This window comes from Paenibacillus sp. FSL F4-0087 (genome assembly GCF_038020215.1).
Classification (GTDB): Bacteria; Bacillota; Bacilli; order Paenibacillales; family Paenibacillaceae; genus Paenibacillus; species Paenibacillus taichungensis.
This window is the reverse complement of sequence record NZ_JBBODJ010000001.1, coordinates 2,314,410-2,334,327: the sequence shown is the minus strand read 5'-3', so window position 1 is coordinate 2,334,327 and position 19,918 is coordinate 2,314,410. Positions and strand designations below refer to the sequence as shown.

Below are 19,918 nucleotides of genomic sequence, written 5' to 3'. Positions count from 1 at the left end.
GAAAGTATTTCCTGGGCAATCGTCCACTGGTCTAGGATAAAGAAGTAATTGTGCATTTTTAAATCAAAAAAGGCGTCGTAGCATTCACGCTACGACGCCTAACTTTTTACAGCTATGATTAATTGAATTTAATTTTATCTTCTGTTTGGTAGATGTTACGATGCTGAACTCACAGTATGCCTGCGCTGCCATTGATACGCAATCACGCTGATAATGAGCAGACCAACTGCAAAAATGGCAAGCATCCATGCTGACTGGTTAACCTCCAGATGATCGAGACTCCAGCCTGTAACCAAAGGCAGAATGGCACCACCAACCCCACCTGATGCAATCAGGATGCTGGGCGTCGATTCTTCTGTTCCAGGCAGCATTTTGCTGGCGAAGACGAGGGCAATGGAGAATACGCCCGATAATGCGAGCCCGAGCAACAGAATGATCAGAAATGCCGACCAGATCTGGTTGGTAAAAGGAAAGATCATCAGCAGTACAACTGCTGCAAGGCAACTGTACAGAACGTAGACGCGATATTGGAATTTCTCCGCAATATATCCGGCAAAAAGTCGTCCAACAGACATGGCGATCCAGAAGCAGGTAACACTAAGTGCAGCACCTGCTTCCTTCATGTTCATTTTCTCAATCAGAATGGCTGGCATGAAGTTGGCAAGGCTCATTTCAGTGCCGACATAGAGAAAGAAAAATAAAACAAATAAAGACAGAAGAGCCAAATTACGGCCGTGATAGGTTGAACGAGTTGGTTTAATGTCTTCAGGATTCGTCCCATTTGGCGATTCAGCAGCGTGAGTGTGTACAGGAGTCTGGTCTGAGCTACGGCGACTCAGCTCGTTGTCCAGCTCACCGAATGAACTTTTGGCCCAGAAGATAAAAGTCATCGCTGCACAGACGGCAACCACGAGGAACGACATGCGCCAGTACCCGGCAGAAATCAGACCGCTTGCAATGAGAGGCATGACCATGGCGCCGATACCAAATAACACTTCAAGTCGGCTCATGGCAACCGCCGTATTATCTTTAATTGCAGCAATAATGATTGTACCGATGACAGCTTCTATCATACCGAATCCGAATCCGGCTGCAGGTGCAATGACGAACATCCAGCCCCAAGGAGGCAGCAGCATATAGGATAACTCTGCGATGCAGAGCAGAGCTGCGGCAATTAATAGACCGCCTCGTTTCCCGAAGCGTTTATTCAACCACGGAGATAACAATACACCACCCAGGAACCCGGCAAATTGGGCAAAGATCAGTGTGCCTCCCTGACTATAATCCTTGCCATAATGTTCAAGAGCAACGGGTAGGATGGAGCCGAGAACCACATGGGCAAGTCCGATGAGGAAATAGGATAAGCATCCAATCCAAAGCAATTTTTTCATGAAGAAAAACTCCTTCTAGATATTATGTTATGTAGTAAGTCTGCCATTCAGGAGTATTTCCTAAAAACAAACAATCTCTATCATAACAGGACATGTAAGGGTGTGCACGGATAACTTGCAATGGAGGCTAAAGTTCGTATATACTGAAAAACAACAATTACAGATCGGACCATGCCGTTGAAGAGCATCCAACTCGGAGGCGTTTTCGCCAGGGGAGCGAACCATTCCCCAAGTTAACCGGAACCGCCCGTTATCGCGGACCAAGAGGCTGAACCAGAATATTCTGGTTTGGCAAGTTGGGTGGCACCGCGAGCAGAGCGCTCCTCGTCCCAAGGGATGAGGGCGCTCTTTGTATTTTTACAGCCAAAGGAGACGGTGACCATGTTGGAAATGAAGTGGATTCGGGAGCATGCAGAAGAGGTGCAAGCTGCGGCAGTTGGCAAGAGAATGAATATCAGTATTCGCGAATTGTTGGAACGGGACGAGGAGCGCAGAGCACTTTTACTGGAAACGGAAGAAGGACGTAGAGTACGTAATTCGTTATCTGCAGATATTGGCAGACTGATGCAAGCTGGTGAGCGTGAACAAGCCGAGGGTTTAAGGGAACAGGTGAAACAGCTGAATGGTCAGTTAGAGCAAGTTGAAGCCAAGCTTGCCGTTGTGCAAGAGGAAGTGACAAGGCTGCAATGGTTGGTACCCAATGTTGTATCGCCGGACACGCCAGTGGGTGCATCGGATGAGGATAATGTGGAGCTGAGACGTGTGGGTGAGCTGCCGGTATTCGATTATGAGGCCAAGGATCACGTAGAGCTCGGTGAACGGCATGACCTAATCGACATCCCACGTGGGGTGAAAATCGGCGGAACACGAAGCTATGTGCTCAAAGGAGCAGGGCTGCTCCTGCACCGGGCTGTACAGCAACTTGCGCTTGATCTGCTGCTGAAGCATGGATTTCTGCCAATGGAAGTTCCTCTGATGGTGAGGGAGAATACCCTTTTGAACACGGGGTTCTTCCCCACAGGACGGGATCAGGTCTATGAATTAGTGGGCGAGAACAAGTGGCTGGTGGGAACATCGGAAGTGCCGCTGGTTTCGTATTATGCGGATGAGATTGTGGATGTACAGGAGCCAATCAAGCTGGCAGCCACATCGACATGTTTCCGCAGTGAGGTTGGCTCAGGCGGGCGGGATGTACGCGGATTGTACCGGGTGCATCAATTTGCCAAAGTGGAACAAGTCATTATCTGTGCACCGGATGCGAAAGAATCGGAGCGAATGCTACAGGAGATTACGGGACACGCCGAGGAATTACTGCAATTGCTGGAACTGCCTTATCGTGTAGTGGCTGTGTGTACAGGGGATATGTCGCAGAAAACGTACAAACAGTACGATATTGAGACCTGGATGCCAAGCCGCAATGCGTACGGGGAGACACATTCGTCGTCGAATCTGCATGACTTCCAGGCTCGGCGTTCGAATATTCGTTGTCGTGATGCCCAAGGTAAGCTTGCATACTGCCATACGTTGAACAATACGGCTGTGGCTTCGCCACGTATACTGATCCCATTGCTGGAGAATCATCAGCAGGCGGATGGAAGCATTCGTATTCCAGCTGCACTTCAGCCTTATATGGGCGGTGCTGAATATTTGGTTTTGCCTCACCAGGATGAAGAGAATTAAACAGATTACAAGCTGTGTGGAGAAGTAAAAAGTGGAACCCTTGTGGGGGTTCCTTTTTGTTTTGCCTGTGATGTTGGGACCAGTGGAGAGTGTTCAGCGCTTTTGTGTTACGGAGGCCGCAGTATAGGATGTGGAAAAGGGAAAAACCAGAAGGGTATGTCACACAGCTGTAACGTACAGATTGTATAGTAGAATCCAGTTTGTAAAGGAGGCGCAGATATGAACCTGCTGCTCGCGGATGATGAGCCGCTGATGCTGCAAATATTAAAAGCCTATTTCGTTAAAGAGGGCTTTCAAGTGTTTTTAGCCGAGGATGGGGAAGCAGCCCTGAATCTCTTTTATAATAATCAAATCGATTTGGCGGTTTTGGATTGGATGATGCCAGGTCGCAGCGGTGTCGAGGTGTGCCGGGAAATCAAGCGTACGAGTCGGGCGAAGGTACTGCTGCTGACAGCCAAAGGGGAATCAGATGATGAGTTTGTTGCCTTGAAGGCCGGGGCGGATGATTATCTGCGCAAACCGTTTGACTCGCGTATCCTGCTATTGCGTGTAAAGAAGCTGCTGCAACTTTCCTCCAAGATTATTGTGGGAGAACTGACCGTGGATCTGGAAGGCCAGAAGATCTACCGTGGTGGAGTTGATGTAGGGGCAACCCATAAGGAATTCGAATTAATGAAGGTACTGGGAATGAATAAGGGGCAGATTGTAACCCGTAAAATTTTGCTGGATCAGGTGTGGGGTTTCGATTATTTCGGCGAGGAACGCACCGTAGACACTCATATCCGCAGACTGCGTGAGAAAATTGGAGAAGATTCGATCAAAACCTACCGGGGAATGGGCTACTGCCTAGAGGATCAAAATGAGTAAACTGACCCGAAAACTGCTCGTGCGCATTATCGGTGCACTGTGTGTTGTCTTTTTCCTATCCTTTATCGTCAATACGTTTTTCCTGCCTAGCTATTTTTTGTATCAGAAAAAGCAGAAGTTGGCCGAGTTAACGACCGAAATCTCTGCTTCAGAACACGGCGTTCCAATTTCACAGATTGAGAGCCTTGAAACGCAATACGAGGTCGCTATCGCTTATGCATCGTTGAAGGATAGTGTGAATGATATTAACGATCAACTGTTATTTCAATATAACCGCAAGGGCATTGCCCTCAGTAAATTTTGGCTGACAGAAGAGAGTATCTCTGCGCTGCGTGAGGGTGCCCGGGTTAATAAATTCTATGATCAGACCAAGTTGAAATCAAGCTTTCTGGTGAACTTTGTGAAGGTGGGGGATTCCGTGTTTGCTGTTGGCGAATCCATCTCCCATTCATCGGAGACGATTCGAATTATTAATCAGTTCAATGCGTACATATGGCTCGGCATGCTGCTGTTGCTTATCCTGCTTTCCGTGCTGTATACCGCCCGGATCGTTAAACCGCTCGCAAAACTAAGCGAAACGGCTGAAGCCATTTCCAATTTATCGTTTACAAAGGTTGATATAAAGACGGGTGATGAGATTGAGTCTTTAGGACGCAGCATCAATGTGATGAGCGACAAATTGCAGCAGGCGCAACATTCTTTGGAAATGAAAAATGCTAACCTGCGAACGTTCATCTCGGACATCTCGCATGAGTTGAAAACACCGCTCTCCCTGATTCGAGTTTATGCCTCTGGCATTCAAGATGGCCTGGATGACGGAACCTATGCTAGGGTAATCCAGCAACAGAGCGAAGAGCTGGCTGGTTTAATTGACCGTCTGTTGGAGTTATCCCGTCTGCAGGCCGAAGTATATGATTTTGAACCTGTTGATCTTCGCCAACTGCTCACGGAGACACTTCATACCTATGAAACCGTATTTCAGCAGCATGGCTTGCATGTGGAAGTGGAGGATCGATGGACTGCCCAGACCTGGGTGCTGGCTGATCGACGGAAGCTGGAGTCTGTTCTGCACAATTGGATGACCAACGCGGTGAAATATACAAGCGGTGACCGAATAACCATTACACTTGAACTGAAAGGGGAAGCGGCACATTTCGGTATCGCCAATGAAACGGATAAGGAAGAGCATGAACAGTGGGATCAGGTTTGGGAGCCCTTCTATGTAATGGATAGTTCGCGCAGCAAAAAGTTTAGCGGCACGGGACTGGGCTTGTCCATTGCCCGGACGATTCTGGAGAATCACCATGCCTACTATGGCCTTAGTGTAGCCGATGGAAAAGTTATGTTTTATTTTTCTTTACCTTTAATACAACGTTAATTAAGGATGCCACCATGCAAATGGTGGTGTTTTTTTGTGTGAGAAGCAACCTGAATTAGAGCTTGTTCACGTTGGGAAAAGCCAATTGTTCCCCTGTCATACTGATGTAACACAATTGACTTAGGATAGGCCTATCACCAAATCAGAACTTAATTCATGGAGGGATATCCGATGTTCAATAAAACCTTTTTAATAACGGGAGGCACAGGCTCATGGGGAGAAGAATTGGTCAAACAATTGCTCGTTCAGGAGCCAAAAGAGATACGTATTTTCTCACGAAATGAGTCACTTCAGGCTCAAATGAGACAAGCCATCCCTGACCCGAGAGTGAAGTTTGTGCTGGGGGATATCAGAGACCGATGGGAGCTTGCAGGTGCCTGCAAGGATGTAGACTATGTCTTTCATCTTGCGGCGCTTAAACATGTTCCGGTCTGCGAGGACCAACCGGATTGTGCGGTTAAAACCAATATTATCGGAACGCAGAACGTCATTGATGCTGCAATCGAGTATGGCGTGCGGAAGGTGGTATATGTCTCTACGGACAAGGCAGCGAATCCTTCCAGTATGTACGGGATGACCAAAGCCATCGGAGAAAAACTGATTTTAATGGCTGACAGTCGTTCCGCTACAAGCTTTGCTTGTGTACGAAGCGGGAATGTTCTTGGATCCACGGGGAGCGTAGTACCGTTATTCAAACGCCAGCTTGAGTTGAAGCAGCCACTTAGCGTTACCGATTCCAGAATGACACGTTTTTTTCTTCCTCTTGGTGACGCCGTGGAAATTCTCCTGTCGGCCATGGAGCAATGTGAGGGCGGTGAGATTATTGTACCCCGAATGCCATCCTGCAAAATAACGGATATCGCACGGGTTTTGGCAGAGGATGCGGGACAAAAGGATGTCCCGATACATTTTATCGGTGCCCGTCCGGGTGAACGGCTTTATGAAACGCTGATTTCAGATTGGGAAAACGTTAGGGAAGTGGAAGCGGAGAAGTCCTACTTTGTTGTCACCGCCTCTCCTGCACCCGAATTAGCGGATAAAGAGGGTAGTGGGACATCTATTCTTCCTGGCAGAGGATATCATTCGGAGGATGTCATCATGACCAAGGCAGAGGTTCGCGATATGCTGTGGAGAGGGGGATTTCTGTGTTCAAGCGGAGGATCATATTTACAGGAGGCGGCTCCGCCGGTCATGTAACAGCTAATCTCATTCTGATCTCCAGATTGCTTCAGGAGCAATGGGAGATCCATTATATCGGTTCCAAGCACGGCATCGAACGTAAATTAATCGGCAAAATCCCGACTGTTCACTATCATGCGGTTGCAACAGGCAAGTTGAGAAGGTATTGGGCGTGGGCGAATGTTTCCGATGTATTCAAAATTATACTTGGAGTGCTGCAATCTTATCTGCTCATTTTACGAATTAAACCACATGTTTGCTTTTCGTTAGGGGGATTCGTAGCTGTTCCTGCTGTAGTGGGTGCCAGGTGGAACCGGGTTCCGGTGCTGATTCTGGAGCCGGATCTACATCCGGGTCTGGCCAACAGGCTGTCACGGCGATACGCCCAAATGATGTGTACTACGTTTATGGATACCGCGACGTTCGCCCCCACGAAAGGTTCAGGAAAGACGATGTACGTGGGACCTGTAATCAGGGAGGAGTTGAAGCTTGGCAGCCGAGCACGGGGGATTCATTTTTGCCGATTTGTCTCCGACAGACCTATTCTGTTGATTATGGGTGGCAGTCAGGGCTCGGAAAAGCTTAATCGTATGGTACTTGAAACACTGCCGGAACTGCTCAAGCGTTATCAAATCATTCATATATGTGGTACAGGTAAATTGAACTCATCCTTCCCAAGTTTTGCAGGCTACAAGGCATTTGAATATGTGCATGAAGAACTTGCGGATTTAATGGTTATGGCGGATATGGTCGTGTCACGTGCTGGCTCCAATGCGATCCATGAGTGGTTGTTGCTACGGAAGCCGATGCTTCTGATTCCCCATGCCAACGGCGGGTCACGTGTTGGACAGACGCTGAACGCGAAGTATTTTCAGGAGCGAGGTTATGCAAGGGTCCTCCAGGAAGAGGAGTTGACTGCTCAGACATTCCTGCGAGATATTAACCTTGTATATATGGAGAGGGATCGTATGGTGGGCCATATGAGGGCGAGTGGAACGGACAACGCCGTTGACAAGGTTCTGCAGCTTATTCGTACAACGGTTTCTTCGGTAGAAAGAGCTGAACATGAGTAAAAGATTTCCCGAGCTGCTGCTGGTCATGTTCTTTTTGCTCATCGTATCTATCCTGATTATCTCAAAACATTTATTGTATTAAACTAGGATTGCAGCCTGTTACAATCCCGTTCTTATTCTGAATAAATAGGCATTCTTCAGTCACTTCCATATGACTTGAAGAATGCCTCTACTTATTTCGGAATTTAGGGGAGGGCTGTAGCAAGTAACAAATGTCGAAAGTTCCTCTTATCCGCGATTCTGCTCCAACCTGATTCATTTTTATGTAATGAGTTTCCGATATAATATAATAGAAGTAAAATATTGGATTACAGGAGATGAAAATTGCAATGAGTGGAATGAAATTAGCAATACGAGGCAGCTTGGCCTTTATTTTAGTATTGGCATTACTGGCTCCTTCGTTTGCCCTAGCAGCCACGGGTGACGTGACATCTATCGAGATTACCAACAGTAGTCCGCAACAGATGAGTGTATCCCAGACAACTACACTTCAAGTGATGGCGGTTATTGAAGGGTTTGATAACAAGCAGGATGTTACGGGTGGCGTCACATGGTCCACGAGTAACGAAGCTGTTGCCACCATTATTAAAGGCAAAGTGAAGGCTGTGGCAGCAGGAGAAGCAACGATATATGCACAGGTAGATGGCGCCAAAGCGCAATTGGTGGTTAAGGTTCAGGATAAAATTAAAAGCATCAAAGCTTCGCCAAGTTCCTATAATTTTGTCAAAGGTAGTGAAAGTACGCTGCCTAAAGTAAGCATTGTGCGTGCAAACGGCAAGGAAGAAGACGTGACATCCGAGATCGTATGGACGGTATCGAGTGCTTCCGCTGTGCTGGAGAGTGGTAAAATCAAAGGAATCACGCCTGGCAGAGTGCTGTTACAAGGCAAATATGGCTCAGAGACAGTTAAAGTTCCCGTAGCAATCACGGACGAGATTACCAAAGTCGAAGTAACTCCTGCTGTCATGCAGCTGAATATTAAGAAATCGAAAGCGTTGAAGGTAATCGGTACATATGCCAATGGGAAAACGATTAATCTTTCGAAACAGGTAACGTGGACCTCTTCCAACAATAATGTAGCCATCGTCAAGAATGGTACAGTCAAAACACTGACGGAAGGACAAGCCACCTTGACAGGAACTTATCAAAATCAGACAATAAAGGCAGAGGTTACCGTTGTTCCTTTGCTCAAAAAGCTGATCACAGGCCAGAAAACACTCGTCTTATCGCCACAAGCAAGTACAACACTGAGTGTGATGGCGCAGTATGATACAGGCAAAACCACGGTTGTAACGAGCAGTGCCGTGTGGAGCAGCACCAAACCAAGTGTAGCCACAGTAACAGGTGGTAAGATTGTGGCCGTGGGTAAGGGCAAAACATCCATTACCGCCAAATGGGGCAATAAAAAAGTTACTATACCGGTGACGGTAAAATAAAGTTTCAACGAATGAAATATATCAATTGAGGTAAATTCATCATCGTGAACAGAAACAGATGGGGCGTAGATATACGCCCCTTTTAAGTATAAAAAATTGGATGTGATGAAAACTGAATTCTTCAATTATAAGCACGAGCCCATTCGAAGTACCTAGAAGAATACCGATTGAAATTCAGTCCTGCAAAGGAGGGAGCATCTGAATGACAGTTCATCTGCAACCGGAAAATTGGCCTAAATGGGCGACAGAATCGGTAGAGATTGTTGATGCCGACCCTATGTGGGGCCTACAGGCGCAGGAAGAGATTCGCCAGCTCAGAGAACTATTACAGCAGCTCAATATTCATCGATTTGAACATATCGGAAGCACGTCCATTCCCGGATTGCCTGCAAAGCCCATTATTGATTTGATGGGAGAGGTGCAGTCGTGGGAGGACATGGACTTGATTGCCACCCAGCTGAATCCGGTAGGCTGGAACTACGTTCCGCCTGAACTGGATGGTCGGGACTATAGACGTTTCTGGGTCAGAGTGAAGGATGGTAAGAGGGCTGTACATCTTCATTTGATGCGCCCAGGCGAGGAACGTTGGGATCGCCAAATCCAGTTCCGGGATGTGCTAAGACAGCGTCCGGATCTGGTAGAGGTTTACGCGGCCTTGAAAGCTAAACTTGCTGATGAGAATAAAGACGACAGAGAAGCGTATACCGCTGCCAAAACGGATTTTATTTTACAAGTGCTTGATGAAGGCATTTGATCCATGATGAAGGCATTTTTCAAAGAGAGGCTGATTTATTTCATCGCAGTGATCATAACCATGGCGGCAGGACTGGCGTCCAGACGCTTTGGAGAACTTTTACCGAATTTTGTGCATGAGCATTTTGGAGATGCCTTGTGGGCGGCTATGATTTATTTTGGGGTACGCATGGTTTGGATTAATCGCAGCAAAGAGTTGGCGTTAATCGTGAGCCTGATTTTTAGCTGGGCCGTCGAATGTTCGCAAATGATTCAGACCCCTTTGCTGAACGAAGTGCGTTCAACGGTACTGGGTGCGCTTATTTTGGGACGTGGATTTCTGGTAATGGATCTATTCCGGTATGCTGTTGGCATTCTGTGCGTGTATGGGATGGATCGTTATTTCCTGAGAAATAAGAAGGCTTGATAATGGGGAGGGACTTAAGTGAATGTAGATAAGCTTTTTACGGAATCACCCGAGTTTGAGACAGATCGGTTGGTACTGAGACGTCTTACGCTCAAAGACCTCGATGATTATTTTAGGTTTGCCTCCGATCCTAAAGTGAGTCAGCAAAGTCTGTGGAACTGTCATGAGACGTTGGATGATTCTGTCCAATATATTCAAAGAGTGTTAGACAATTATGAGAAGAAAACGGTCTATATATGGGCCTTTATTCTGAAGGAAACGGGGAAGCTGATCGGGCGAGGTGGCATTTTTCATCTGAATGAATCCATGCAAAGTGCTGAACTGGGGTACGCGATTGCCAGCAGTTGCTGGGGCAAAGGCCTTGCCGCAGAAGCGATGCAACCGATTGTTGAATACTGTTTTCAAGAACTGGACTGCAATCGGATGGAGGGGAAATGCAATGCAGGCAACAACGGTTCTGCACGAGTGATGGAGAAGTTGGGCATGTCATATGAAGGTTTGATGCGTAAACAATTGAAGATCAAAGGTGTGTTTACAGATCAAAAATTGTACTCCCGTATCCGGGATGATCTATAATACTTCCAATGACTTGCACGATACATAGAAGAAATTGAAGGAGGCGGAACAATGATCTACAGTATTATTTCCCGAGCGGTATGGGAGCAGGTATCCAAGCAGAGAGTGTATGCACCCGATAGCCTGGAGACGGACGGTTTCATTCATTGTTCCACTAAAGAACAGATTCCATGGGTAGCGGCTCAATTTTATCAAGGACGTACGGATTTGTTATTGATTGGCATTGATGAGAGAGCCTTGAAGCCGGAACTGGTGTATGAGGACCTGTATGAGTTGAATGAACTATTTCCACATATTTATGGTGAACTTAATTTGGATGCCGTGCGGAAAGTTATTTCCTTTGAACCGAATGATGACGGGACGTTTTCTTTTCCTGAATAAACACATTTTGCGAAGGGTTGTGAACGTGTGGATATGAATCAGGTATTTCTGGATACAGCCGAGAAGCAATTTTTGTATTACAAGCAGCTTGGGGAGAAGGCCATGGAGCAACTGGAATCCGAGCAGTTATTTCAATCCTGGAATGAAGATGCCAACAGCATTGCGGTTATTGTTAAGCATCTATGGGGCAATATGCTGTCCCGTTGGACGTATGCGCTGACAACTGATGGAGAAAAGCCATGGCGTGAACGTGATGCGGAATTTGTGAATGATATCTCGACCCGGGAAGAGCTACTCGCCAAATGGGAGGAAGGCTGGAACTGTCTATTTGGAGCCATTCGTTCTTTTACACCGGAGCAACTGTCTCATATTATATATATTCGCAATGAAGGACATACCGTCATGGAGGCAATCATCCGGCAATTGGCGCATTACCCTTATCATGTGGGGCAGATTATCTATGCAGCCAAAATGCTCAAAGAAACTGCATGGAACAGTCTTTCCATTCCGAGAAATGGTTCGGACCAATATAATGGCGGCAAATTTGCCAAGCCGAAGGCACGAAAACATTTTACAGATGATGAATTAAGCATAGAAAAAGGTAAAGGTGAGGAACAGCAATGACACAGATCGCATTGATTCGCCATGGAAGCACGGCGTGGAATAAGGAAAAACGTTCGCAGGGAAAAACGGATAATCCACTGGATCAGGAAGGAAGAGAACAGGCACTATTGCTTGCTGCAAGACTGAGTGAGGAAACGTGGGATGCCGTCTATGCAAGTGACCTGGAGCGTGCAAGTGAGACGGCTCGTATCATTGGAGATCGATTGGGAATACAGGAGATTCATTTGGACCCGAGGTTGCGTGAAATGGGCGGTGGGCAGGTGGAGGGTACGACCGAAGCTGAACGTCTAGCCAAATGGGGAGCGGATTGGAACACTCTGGATTTAGGTCGGGAGCTTGCGGATGCAGGTACGATTCGGGGTAGAGCCGCGATAGAAGATATTGTATGTCAGCATCCCAATGGAAGAGTGATCGTTGTCAGCCATGGTGCCATTCTCCGTAATACACTGCGAGGTTTGGTGCCTGAACTTGATGTGAGCGCAAAGCTGTCCAACACGTCGATCACCCGGATTTCTTGGGAAACGAATTCTTGGCAATGCGAGCTATACAATTGCAGCGTGCATCTGAATTCCTCCAAGGAGTTGTGATCGATGGACGCTCTGGCATTAAAACAGAAATTGCGGCAGATTCAGTCGGCTAACCTATCCGCCCATGAAGTGGAACATCCTTACGAATTGGCTCTACATATGATGCAGCATATTGGCAGTCCAGACCCGGTTCTGCGGGATGAACTGATCTATGTTACGTTTGCGACCTGGATTGGACAGGGCGTATTTTCGGAAGAACAGCTCAGTCAGCTGTTGCAGATGGCGCTGGATGATCAGCACCTTTTTCATGGTATTGGAGAACAAGGCACGGACAGTGTGTTTACCCGAACCTTCTCTGTGCTGCTCCTGCCTCCAATTCTGAGTGTAGATCGTCAGAGGCCTTTTCTGAAAAAGGAAGATATCGAGGTTATTCATCATCGGTTGACCACGTATCTGGAGCATGAAAAAGATGTTCGTGGCTATGCCGATGAAAAGGGCTGGGCGCACGCTCCGGCACACGCGGCAGATGCGGTTGAAGATCTTGCACAGTCACCTTATATGGAGCGGGCAGCCTTGCTGGAGCTTTTGCATGCGCTCACTGTGAAAATTACCGAATCAAGTGTAGTCTACATCCATGATGAGGATCAGCGGATTGCTCATGCAGTGGTCACCATCCTTCGTCGCAATCTGCTGGAGCAAAACGATATTTCGTCTTGGTTCGATTCACTGAATCCAAGCGATAAGACGGAGGGGAAATCTCTTTTGGAGATCAGCCAGTTGAGCTTGAATGTGCGCGTCTTTCTACAGACGCTCTATCTTGCCATACGGACAGAAGAAGCAGAGCCCTTTCCGGCTGTCCGTTCACTTATTTTGCAGGCTTTGGAGAAAAAATGATCAAGGTATTATAAACTTGTGGACAAGGAGGGTGATAGCATGACTGGACTGTCGTATTCATGGACTGAGGATGTGCTGTCTCCTCTGGGCGAAACAGGGGTTATGATTCGTTGTGGGGATACCATATCCGAAGCGGTGCACCGGAGGGTGATGTCGGTATGTGCTTTGCTGGAAAAGAGCCAACTGCAGGGCATCTTGGAGTGGCTACCTTCGTTTGCATCGGTCACGCTGTTCTATGATCCGTTGATTTCCCCGTACCACGAGGTATGTGGAATGCTGCTTCATGAGTTGAGCAAGATGGAAGAGGCAACGCTGGGTGAACCCAGAACGATCATTATTCCCGTATGTTATGGTGGTGAACTGGGTCCCGATCTGGAATATGTCTCTACTGAACATGGGCTTACGCCAGATGAGGTCATAGCTATTCACACATCCGGCGATTACCTGGTTCACATGATTGGATTCGCACCGGGTTTTCCTTATCTGGGCGGGTTATCGGATAAGATCGCTACGCCCAGACGACCTACACCTCGGCTTCGAGTTGAGGCGGGAACGGTGGGCATTGGTGGCAAGCAAACGGGAGTTTATCCGGTGACGACTCCCGGTGGATGGCAATGTATCGGCCGCACACCGCTGGCGCTATTTCGTCCGACGGAAAATCCACCAAGCCTGTTGGCAGCAGGGGATCGGGTTCGTTTTGCATCGATATCACTTCAGGAGTTTCTGGAACAAAGGAGGGCGAACGATGAGTATTGAAGTCATTCGCCCAGGTTTGTTATCCACCGTTCAGGACGAAGGAAGAATGGGATTTCGCCGGTATGGAATTCATCCGGGTGGGGTTATGGATACCTTTGCAGCCAGAGCAGCTAATGCACTGGTTGGGAATTCCCGTGATGCAGCTGTGCTGGAGATGACGATGACGGGACCGGAGCTTCGTTTTCATGACAATCGGCTGATCTCTTTATGTGGTGCCGATCTTACGGCAAGCGTGGATGGTCTGTCTGTTCCAGTATGGCGTCCGGTCGCGTTGCTTGCTGGAAGTGTGCTGAGATTTGGGCGATGCCGTTCCGGTTTGCGGTCTTATCTGGCGATTGCTGGTGGAATCGCAGTACCTGAGATCATGGGCAGTAGAAGCACGGATCTTAAGACAGGGTTTGGTGGGTTTGAAGGCCGTGCCCTGAAAGGGGGAGACAGGTTGTCTGCGGGAGAAGCCTCTCGGGAAGCGCAAGCGGCGTTGCATGGATGGAGTGTAGAAGCCGAGAAGAGCAACCGGCGGATGTATGCACCTGCCTGGTACTTGTCCAGCAGGGAATGGCCAGCATATCATGCTGAACCTGTTATTCGTGTCATGCCGGGCAAAGACAGGGCAGCGTTTAATGAAGATAGCCTGGAACGATTCCATAAAGAACGATATGTGATCTCTCCTCAATCGGATCGGATGGGGTATCGATTGGAGGGGGCAAAGCTAAAGCTGGAACTCGGTCAACCAATGGATCGGCTGTCTGAAGCCGTCACCTATGGTACAGTTCAGGTGCCAGCAGATGGTCAGCCCATCATATTGATGGCCGATCATCAGACCATTGGGGGCTATGCTGTGATTGCACAGGTGGCCCGGGTAGATTTGCCGATACTGGCACAGGCTAGGCCGGGGACACGGGTTGCTTTTGAACGGATTACATATGAAGAAGCACAGCAACTATTTATAGAGCAGGAGTTGGAGTGGCGGCTAACCGATCAGTTGATTCGCAAGAGATTGGTAGAAATGGGGGACCATTAATGAACACGGTGGATATCAACTGTGACCTTGGCGAAAGTTACGGGGTGTACCGGATGGAGTCGGATGAGTCGATTCTGCCGCTAATCACTTCAGCCAACATCGCTTGTGGGTTTCATGCGGGTGACCCGGCAACGATGCGACAAACGGTGCAGCAAGCATTGGAGCATCAAGTCGCTATAGGCGCCCATCCCGGTCTGCCGGATTTGCAGGGTTTTGGCAGAAGACGTATGGACATTACACCAAGGGAAGCCTATGACATGGTTGTGTATCAAATGGGTGCGCTGGATGCTTTTGTCCGTTCATACGGGGGGCGTATGCATCATGTAAAACCTCATGGAGCCTTGTATAATATGGCTGCTGAAGATGATCGGCTTGCTGAGGGGATCGCAGAGGCGATTTATAAGGTGCAGCCGGAACTGTATCTCTATGGCCTTGCTGGAAGTGCAATGATAGAAGCAGCGGATCGAATTGGACTGCGCAGCGTCAGTGAAGTTTTTGCAGATCGAACCTACGGCCCGTATGGGAAGCTAACCCCACGCAGTCATCCAGGAGCTGTCATTCAGCAGACGGAACAAGCTCTTGCTCAAGTGCTGCGTATGGTGAAAGAGGGCATTGTTGTGTCGACGGAAGGTACACCTGTATCCATAAAGGCAGAGACGATTTGCATCCACGGTGACGGAGCTTATGCACTAGCATTTGCTCAAGAGATACGCACGTTGCTTGAATCTGAGGGAGTTAATCTGTTTGCTCCTGGAATTGCTAGATGATTGCTACAGTATTCGAGGGCCAGAGATCGAACTATACGAGTCCGTAAGGAGTGAAAGTAGAGCATGAAACCGATACGTAATTCGGCGAAGGCTGTTATTGTACAGGATGGACGTTTGCTGGTGATCCGGTTGGAGGATCAATATGGTGACGCTTATGTTTTCCCCGGCGGAGGACAAGAGAAAGGCGAAGAACTTAAGGATGCCGTTGCCCGTGAATGTCTGGAGGAGATTGGACAGGCGGTGACGGTGGGAGAGCTGCTGCATATCCGGGAGTATATCGGAAAAAACCATGAATTTGCCGAGTGGGATGCCGATGTCCACCAGGTTGAATTTTATTTTGAATGCAGATTGATTGATCAGAAAGCTACGATCTTCGAAGGCTCCAGTCCTGATGACCATCAGGTAGCTGTAGAATGGATTCCACTTGAAGAGCTGTCCAAGGTTCGCCTATATCCGAAAACAATTGGTGAGTTGTTGCAGAATAAGAATACATCACGCATTTATCTTGGAGATTTGAATTAAAACCGTCACGTTTACGAACGGGTTCATGGATTCACCATAGATGAGGTGGGTACACTATAAGTACAGGCTTATTATACCTAAGGTAAGCTGACAGTACTTATACACAACAATGGAGCGGATAAAAATTAAAGAAGCAAAACCTTCAAAAGTTTAGGCGTTGATAGGTTTCGGTTTGAACTTTAACTTACCCACTCCTTCATTTGAAAGAACGGTAGACGTAGTGGAGGGAACGGAATCGATTCTGTAGAAGCGGCAGCGTTCGCCTTTATCACCGGATTTTCCCTTGAGAAAAGGGAATCAAAAAATCTGGGGATAACAGCGATCGAAAGAACGATCCGTACCCGTAACGGCCGCCTACTGCATTCTTCAAATATCCCCCAAATCGAAAGGAGCACTTCCCATGAACCAGACTGAATTGGAACAAAACATTGTAAAAGCATTGGAAAACAACCCTTTTTGCAGTTTCTCCACGGTAGAGAATGGTAAACCGAAATCTCGCTATATGGCACTTTTCAACGACGGAATGAACATTCATCTGGCGACAAACCGCCGTACGCACAAGGTAGAGGAGCTGGAGAATAATCCGAACGTCAGCCTTTTGTTAGGTTATGAAGCAGGTGGCTCCAAGGAAGTGGTCGAGATTGAAGGAACGTGTGAAGTGACAAAAAATGAAGGTTTGCGCGAACAGGTATGGAATGATGAACTAAAAGCTTGGTTTGACGGCCCGAACGATCCCAATTATGTCATTCTGGACATTACCCCAAATCGGATTGAATACACCGGCAAGGATCATGAGCATCAGGTGTGGGAGCAGTAACTTCGCATATTGAAAATCACCTTTTCTGAGAGGAAGGCCATGCCAACTATTTGGAAAAGTTATAGCTACCGTGAACGCCAGAAGGCTTCACGGTTTTTTGATATGGGTCGATTCAGCTAATATGGATATAGATGTAAGCCACATGTAATATACGTTTTTAACAGCGTGAGTAAACTATTTTCATCCGAAAACATGCAAAAGATGTCGAAATCACGCATGTTATTGTAAACTGGGGCAGGTATGTGCGGATAACGTAAAAAATAATGCTTTTCAATGGCTGAACATTGCGTTATGATTTGGAATGTAAACGATACGCACAGATATGAATAGATGTTCATGTGAGATAAACTAACCTGAGATTCTGAACCAAACGATCGGAAAATCAGTACGCACAACCCATGAGATCTTTCGCATTTCTGCGCTTATTCGTTTGCCCACTAATGCATGATTCAATGTACATAACCGGGAGGGGTTATTTTGAGAAAGAGTAAAAAAGTATTATCGAGCCTGACTGCCGCTTTGGTTGCATTAAACGTGCTTGCGGTATTTCCGGTACCTGTATCGGCTGCGGACGCTACCAAGGTTAAATTGCGGATCATGGAAACAACGGACATTCACGACAACCTGATTAACTATGACTACTATTCCGACAAAGAGACAGACCAGTATGGTCTGGCGAAGACAGCTACACTGATCAAAAAAGCCCGTGACGAAGCGAAGAATAGCTTGCTGTTCGACAACGGTGACCTGATCCAGGGTAACCCGCTCGGGGATTATGTAGCGAAGATTGATCCACTCAAAAAGGGTGAGACTCACCCTGTATATAAAGCGATGAACCTGCTCGATTATGATGCAGGAAACATCGGTAACCATGAGTTTAACTATGGTTTGGACTTCCTCGACATGACGTTGGAAGGTGCGAATTTCCCTTACATCAATGCCAACGTTTATGTAGATGACGGTGACGACGATGAGACGAATGACAAGAACTACTTTACCCCGTATAAAATTTTAGACAAAAAAGTTACCGACGAGAGTGGCAAAGAGCACACGATCAAGGTGGGTGTCATCGGATTTGTCCCACCACAAGTAATGCAGTGGGACAGCGCTAATCTGGAAGGCAAAGTCATTGCCAAAGACATTATCGCTACTGCGAAAAAATTCATTCCTAAAATGAAGGCTGAAGGTGCCGACATTATTGTAGCTATTCCTCACTCCGGTTTTGAAGATATTCCGCAAACGGATCTGATGGAAAACTCGGTATTGTATCTGAGCCAGGTTGAAGGCATTAATGCCATTCTGTTCGGACATGCCCATAAAGTATTCCCAAGCGCTGATTTTGCTGGTAAAAAAGGTGTAGACCTTGAAAAAGGTACAATCAATGGTGTTCCTTCCGTTGAACCAGGCTTCTGGGGTGACCACCTTGGAATTATCGATCTGGATCTGGAACTGGTAGACGGTAAGTGGAAAGTGGCAGACTCCAAAGTGGAGGCACGCCCTATCTATGACACAGCTAACAAAAAAGCTCTGGTAGATGCTGATCAAGAGATCGTTGACGCTGTTCATGACGAACATGAAGGTACGCTTGAGTATGTGCGTGGCCCAGTCGGCGAAACGACAGCTCCAATCAACAGCTTCTTTGCACTGGTTCAGGATGATCCATCCATCCAGATCGTAACCAATGCACAAAAATGGTATGTCGAAAAACATATGCAAGGAACAGAATACGAAGATATCCCTGTATTGTCTGCAGGAGCTCCGTTCAAAGCAGGCGGACGTTCAGGTGCTTCGTACTACACGAATATCCCTAAAGGCACCATTGCGATTAAAAACGTAGCTGACTTGTACGTGTATCCAAATACGGTACATGCTGTGTTGGTTAATGGCGCTGAGCTGAAAGAATGGTTGGAATGGTCTGCTGGCCAATTTAACCAGATCGATCCGGCAAAAGGTGGACAGCAACAATTGGTCAATATGGACTTCCCAACGTATAACTTCGACGTTATCGATGGTGTTACGTACCAAATTGATGTAACTCAACCAGCGAAATACGATGGTAAAGCAACGATTGTAAATGCATCAGCTAACCGGATTAAAGACTTGAGCTTCAATGGTAAACCGGTTGATCCAGCACAAAAATTCATCGTGGCAACGAATAACTATCGTGCTTCTTCGTCCAAACTGGCTAACCCGGACGGTAAACGTATCGTCTTGGCTGCACCGGATGAGAACCGTCAAGTTATCATTGATTACATCCGTGAGAACAAAACGATTAACCCGACAGCAGACGGCAACTGGTCGCTTGCACCAATTAAGCCTTCGGCAGGTGTAACGGCAGCTGCAATTAACGATCTTGAAGTGGTATTCGCTTCTTCCCCAGATGCCAAAGCGCTGGTTGAAGCGAACCCGGCGATGTCCTTCATCGGTACGAACGATGATGGTTTTGCTGAGTATGGTTTGAAATTGACAGGAGAAGCAACAACGACTCCAGAAACAGGTACGGAGCCAACTCCAACGCCTACGAAGCCAGACCCAACTCCAACTAAACCTACAACCAAACCACAACCTGAGAAACCAGCTGGTGGCAAAGTGGTACATGTAGTGAAAAAAGGAGATAACCTCTACCGCATCGGCTTGAAATACGGTGTGGACTGGCGCAAGCTGGTTTCCGTAAATAAAATTACAAATGTGCACAACCTTAAAGTTGGACAGAAAATCGTAATTCCCGCTTCTTAAGATTATTTAGCGGTAAATGAAGACCGACAGTCATCAGACTGTCGGTCTTTTTCATGCTATGCTGATACGTTAATGCTTCAGTAACCGTCATAGTTGAAGTCACCAAAACAGTAGAGATAAATTTTAAGACCCAT

The 19,918-nt window shown here is 47.3% G+C and carries 20 protein-coding genes; 19 read left to right on the top strand and 1 reads right to left on the bottom strand.

Translation table 11 applies throughout. The features are described from left to right. Positions 1 to 155 precede the first annotated feature (155 nt). Complete coding sequence (locus MHB84_RS10855; protein ID WP_076290653.1) at positions 156 to 1,391, bottom strand: MFS transporter; 1,236 nt, start codon at positions 1,389 to 1,391, stop codon at positions 156 to 158. Positions 1,392 to 1,772: 381 nt separating this feature from the next. On the opposite strand from MHB84_RS10855, the gene serS reads away from it, so the two are divergent. The 19 genes from serS to MHB84_RS10760 all read left to right on the top strand — a co-directional run bounded on the left by serS (position 1,773) and on the right by MHB84_RS10760 (position 19,784). Continuing rightward, positions 1,773 to 3,071, top strand: coding sequence for a serine--tRNA ligase (gene serS, locus MHB84_RS10850; protein WP_076290652.1), 1,299 nt, complete (start codon positions 1,773 to 1,775; stop codon positions 3,069 to 3,071). A gap of 219 nt (positions 3,072 to 3,290) precedes the next feature. Further along, positions 3,291 to 3,938: a response regulator transcription factor gene (locus MHB84_RS10845; RefSeq protein ID WP_076290651.1), complete on the top strand. Its 648-nt coding sequence runs from the start codon at positions 3,291 to 3,293 to the stop codon at positions 3,936 to 3,938. Continuing rightward, positions 3,931 to 5,316, top strand: coding sequence for a histidine kinase dimerization/phospho-acceptor domain-containing protein (locus MHB84_RS10840; protein ID WP_083679023.1), 1,386 nt, complete (start codon positions 3,931 to 3,933; stop codon positions 5,314 to 5,316). Before MHB84_RS10845 ends, MHB84_RS10840 begins: the two co-directional genes overlap by 8 nt. Before the next feature lie 171 nt (positions 5,317 to 5,487). Further along, entirely contained in the window at positions 5,488 to 6,513 is a 1,026-nt protein-coding gene (locus tag MHB84_RS10835) for a polysaccharide biosynthesis protein (RefSeq protein ID WP_076290649.1), read from the top strand. Further along, a complete protein-coding gene (locus MHB84_RS10830; protein WP_076290648.1) occupies positions 6,462 to 7,568 on the top strand; it encodes an undecaprenyldiphospho-muramoylpentapeptide beta-N-acetylglucosaminyltransferase in 1,107 nt (368 codons plus the stop codon). Before MHB84_RS10835 ends, MHB84_RS10830 begins: the two co-directional genes overlap by 52 nt. A 329-nt stretch (positions 7,569 to 7,897) precedes the next feature. After that, positions 7,898 to 9,004, top strand: a complete 1,107-nt coding sequence (locus MHB84_RS10825) for an Ig-like domain-containing protein (protein ID WP_076290647.1) — start codon at positions 7,898 to 7,900, stop codon at positions 9,002 to 9,004. 202 nt (positions 9,005 to 9,206) lie between these two features. Continuing rightward, positions 9,207 to 9,758 carry a GrpB family protein gene (locus MHB84_RS10820; protein ID WP_063566232.1) on the top strand — a complete coding sequence of 184 codons (552 nt, stop codon included), beginning with the start codon at positions 9,207 to 9,209 and terminating at the stop codon, positions 9,756 to 9,758. A 3-nt stretch (positions 9,759 to 9,761) separates the two neighbouring features. Next, on the top strand, positions 9,762 to 10,163 hold the full coding sequence (locus MHB84_RS10815; RefSeq protein WP_076290646.1) for a ribosomal maturation YjgA family protein: 402 nt from the start codon (positions 9,762 to 9,764) through the stop codon (positions 10,161 to 10,163). Positions 10,164 to 10,181: 18 nt separating this feature from the next. Continuing rightward, the gene (locus MHB84_RS10810; RefSeq protein WP_076290645.1) at positions 10,182 to 10,739 is read left to right on the top strand and encodes a GNAT family N-acetyltransferase; all 558 of its coding nucleotides are present in this window, start codon (positions 10,182 to 10,184) and stop codon (positions 10,737 to 10,739) included. A 51-nt stretch (positions 10,740 to 10,790) separates the two neighbouring features. After that, entirely contained in the window at positions 10,791 to 11,120 is a 330-nt protein-coding gene (locus MHB84_RS10805) for a DUF952 domain-containing protein (protein ID WP_076290644.1), read from the top strand. Positions 11,121 to 11,147: 27 nt separating this feature from the next. Next, a complete protein-coding gene (locus tag MHB84_RS10800; RefSeq protein ID WP_143764781.1) occupies positions 11,148 to 11,744 on the top strand; it encodes a DUF1572 family protein in 597 nt (198 codons plus the stop codon). After that, positions 11,741 to 12,331 (top strand): histidine phosphatase family protein, encoded by a 591-nt coding sequence (locus MHB84_RS10795; RefSeq protein WP_076290643.1) that lies wholly within the window; start codon positions 11,741 to 11,743, stop codon positions 12,329 to 12,331. The genes MHB84_RS10800 and MHB84_RS10795 overlap by 4 nt, the downstream gene beginning before the upstream one ends. 3 nt (positions 12,332 to 12,334) lie before the next feature. Next, the gene (locus MHB84_RS10790) at positions 12,335 to 13,165 is read left to right on the top strand and encodes a DUF2785 domain-containing protein (protein ID WP_076290642.1); all 831 of its coding nucleotides are present in this window, start codon (positions 12,335 to 12,337) and stop codon (positions 13,163 to 13,165) included. Positions 13,166 to 13,204: 39 nt separating this feature from the next. After that, on the top strand, positions 13,205 to 13,921 hold the full coding sequence (pxpB, locus tag MHB84_RS10785; protein ID WP_076290641.1) for a 5-oxoprolinase subunit PxpB: 717 nt from the start codon (positions 13,205 to 13,207) through the stop codon (positions 13,919 to 13,921). Beyond that, positions 13,911 to 14,942, top strand: a complete 1,032-nt coding sequence (locus MHB84_RS10780; RefSeq protein WP_076290640.1) for a 5-oxoprolinase subunit C family protein — start codon at positions 13,911 to 13,913, stop codon at positions 14,940 to 14,942. Before pxpB ends, MHB84_RS10780 begins: the two co-directional genes overlap by 11 nt. Continuing rightward, positions 14,942 to 15,709, top strand: coding sequence for a LamB/YcsF family protein (locus MHB84_RS10775; RefSeq protein WP_076290639.1), 768 nt, complete (start codon positions 14,942 to 14,944; stop codon positions 15,707 to 15,709). Before MHB84_RS10780 ends, MHB84_RS10775 begins: the two co-directional genes overlap by 1 nt. Before the next feature lie 63 nt (positions 15,710 to 15,772). Further along, positions 15,773 to 16,231, top strand: coding sequence for an NUDIX domain-containing protein (locus MHB84_RS10770; protein ID WP_076290638.1), 459 nt, complete (start codon positions 15,773 to 15,775; stop codon positions 16,229 to 16,231). Positions 16,232 to 16,631: 400 nt separating this feature from the next. After that, positions 16,632 to 17,048: a pyridoxamine 5'-phosphate oxidase family protein gene (locus tag MHB84_RS10765; RefSeq protein ID WP_076290637.1), complete on the top strand. Its 417-nt coding sequence runs from the start codon at positions 16,632 to 16,634 to the stop codon at positions 17,046 to 17,048. 477 nt (positions 17,049 to 17,525) lie between these two features. After that, positions 17,526 to 19,784: a bifunctional 2',3'-cyclic-nucleotide 2'-phosphodiesterase/3'-nucleotidase gene (locus tag MHB84_RS10760; RefSeq protein ID WP_076290636.1), complete on the top strand. Its 2,259-nt coding sequence runs from the start codon at positions 17,526 to 17,528 to the stop codon at positions 19,782 to 19,784. Positions 19,785 to 19,918: the final 134 nt, after the last annotated feature.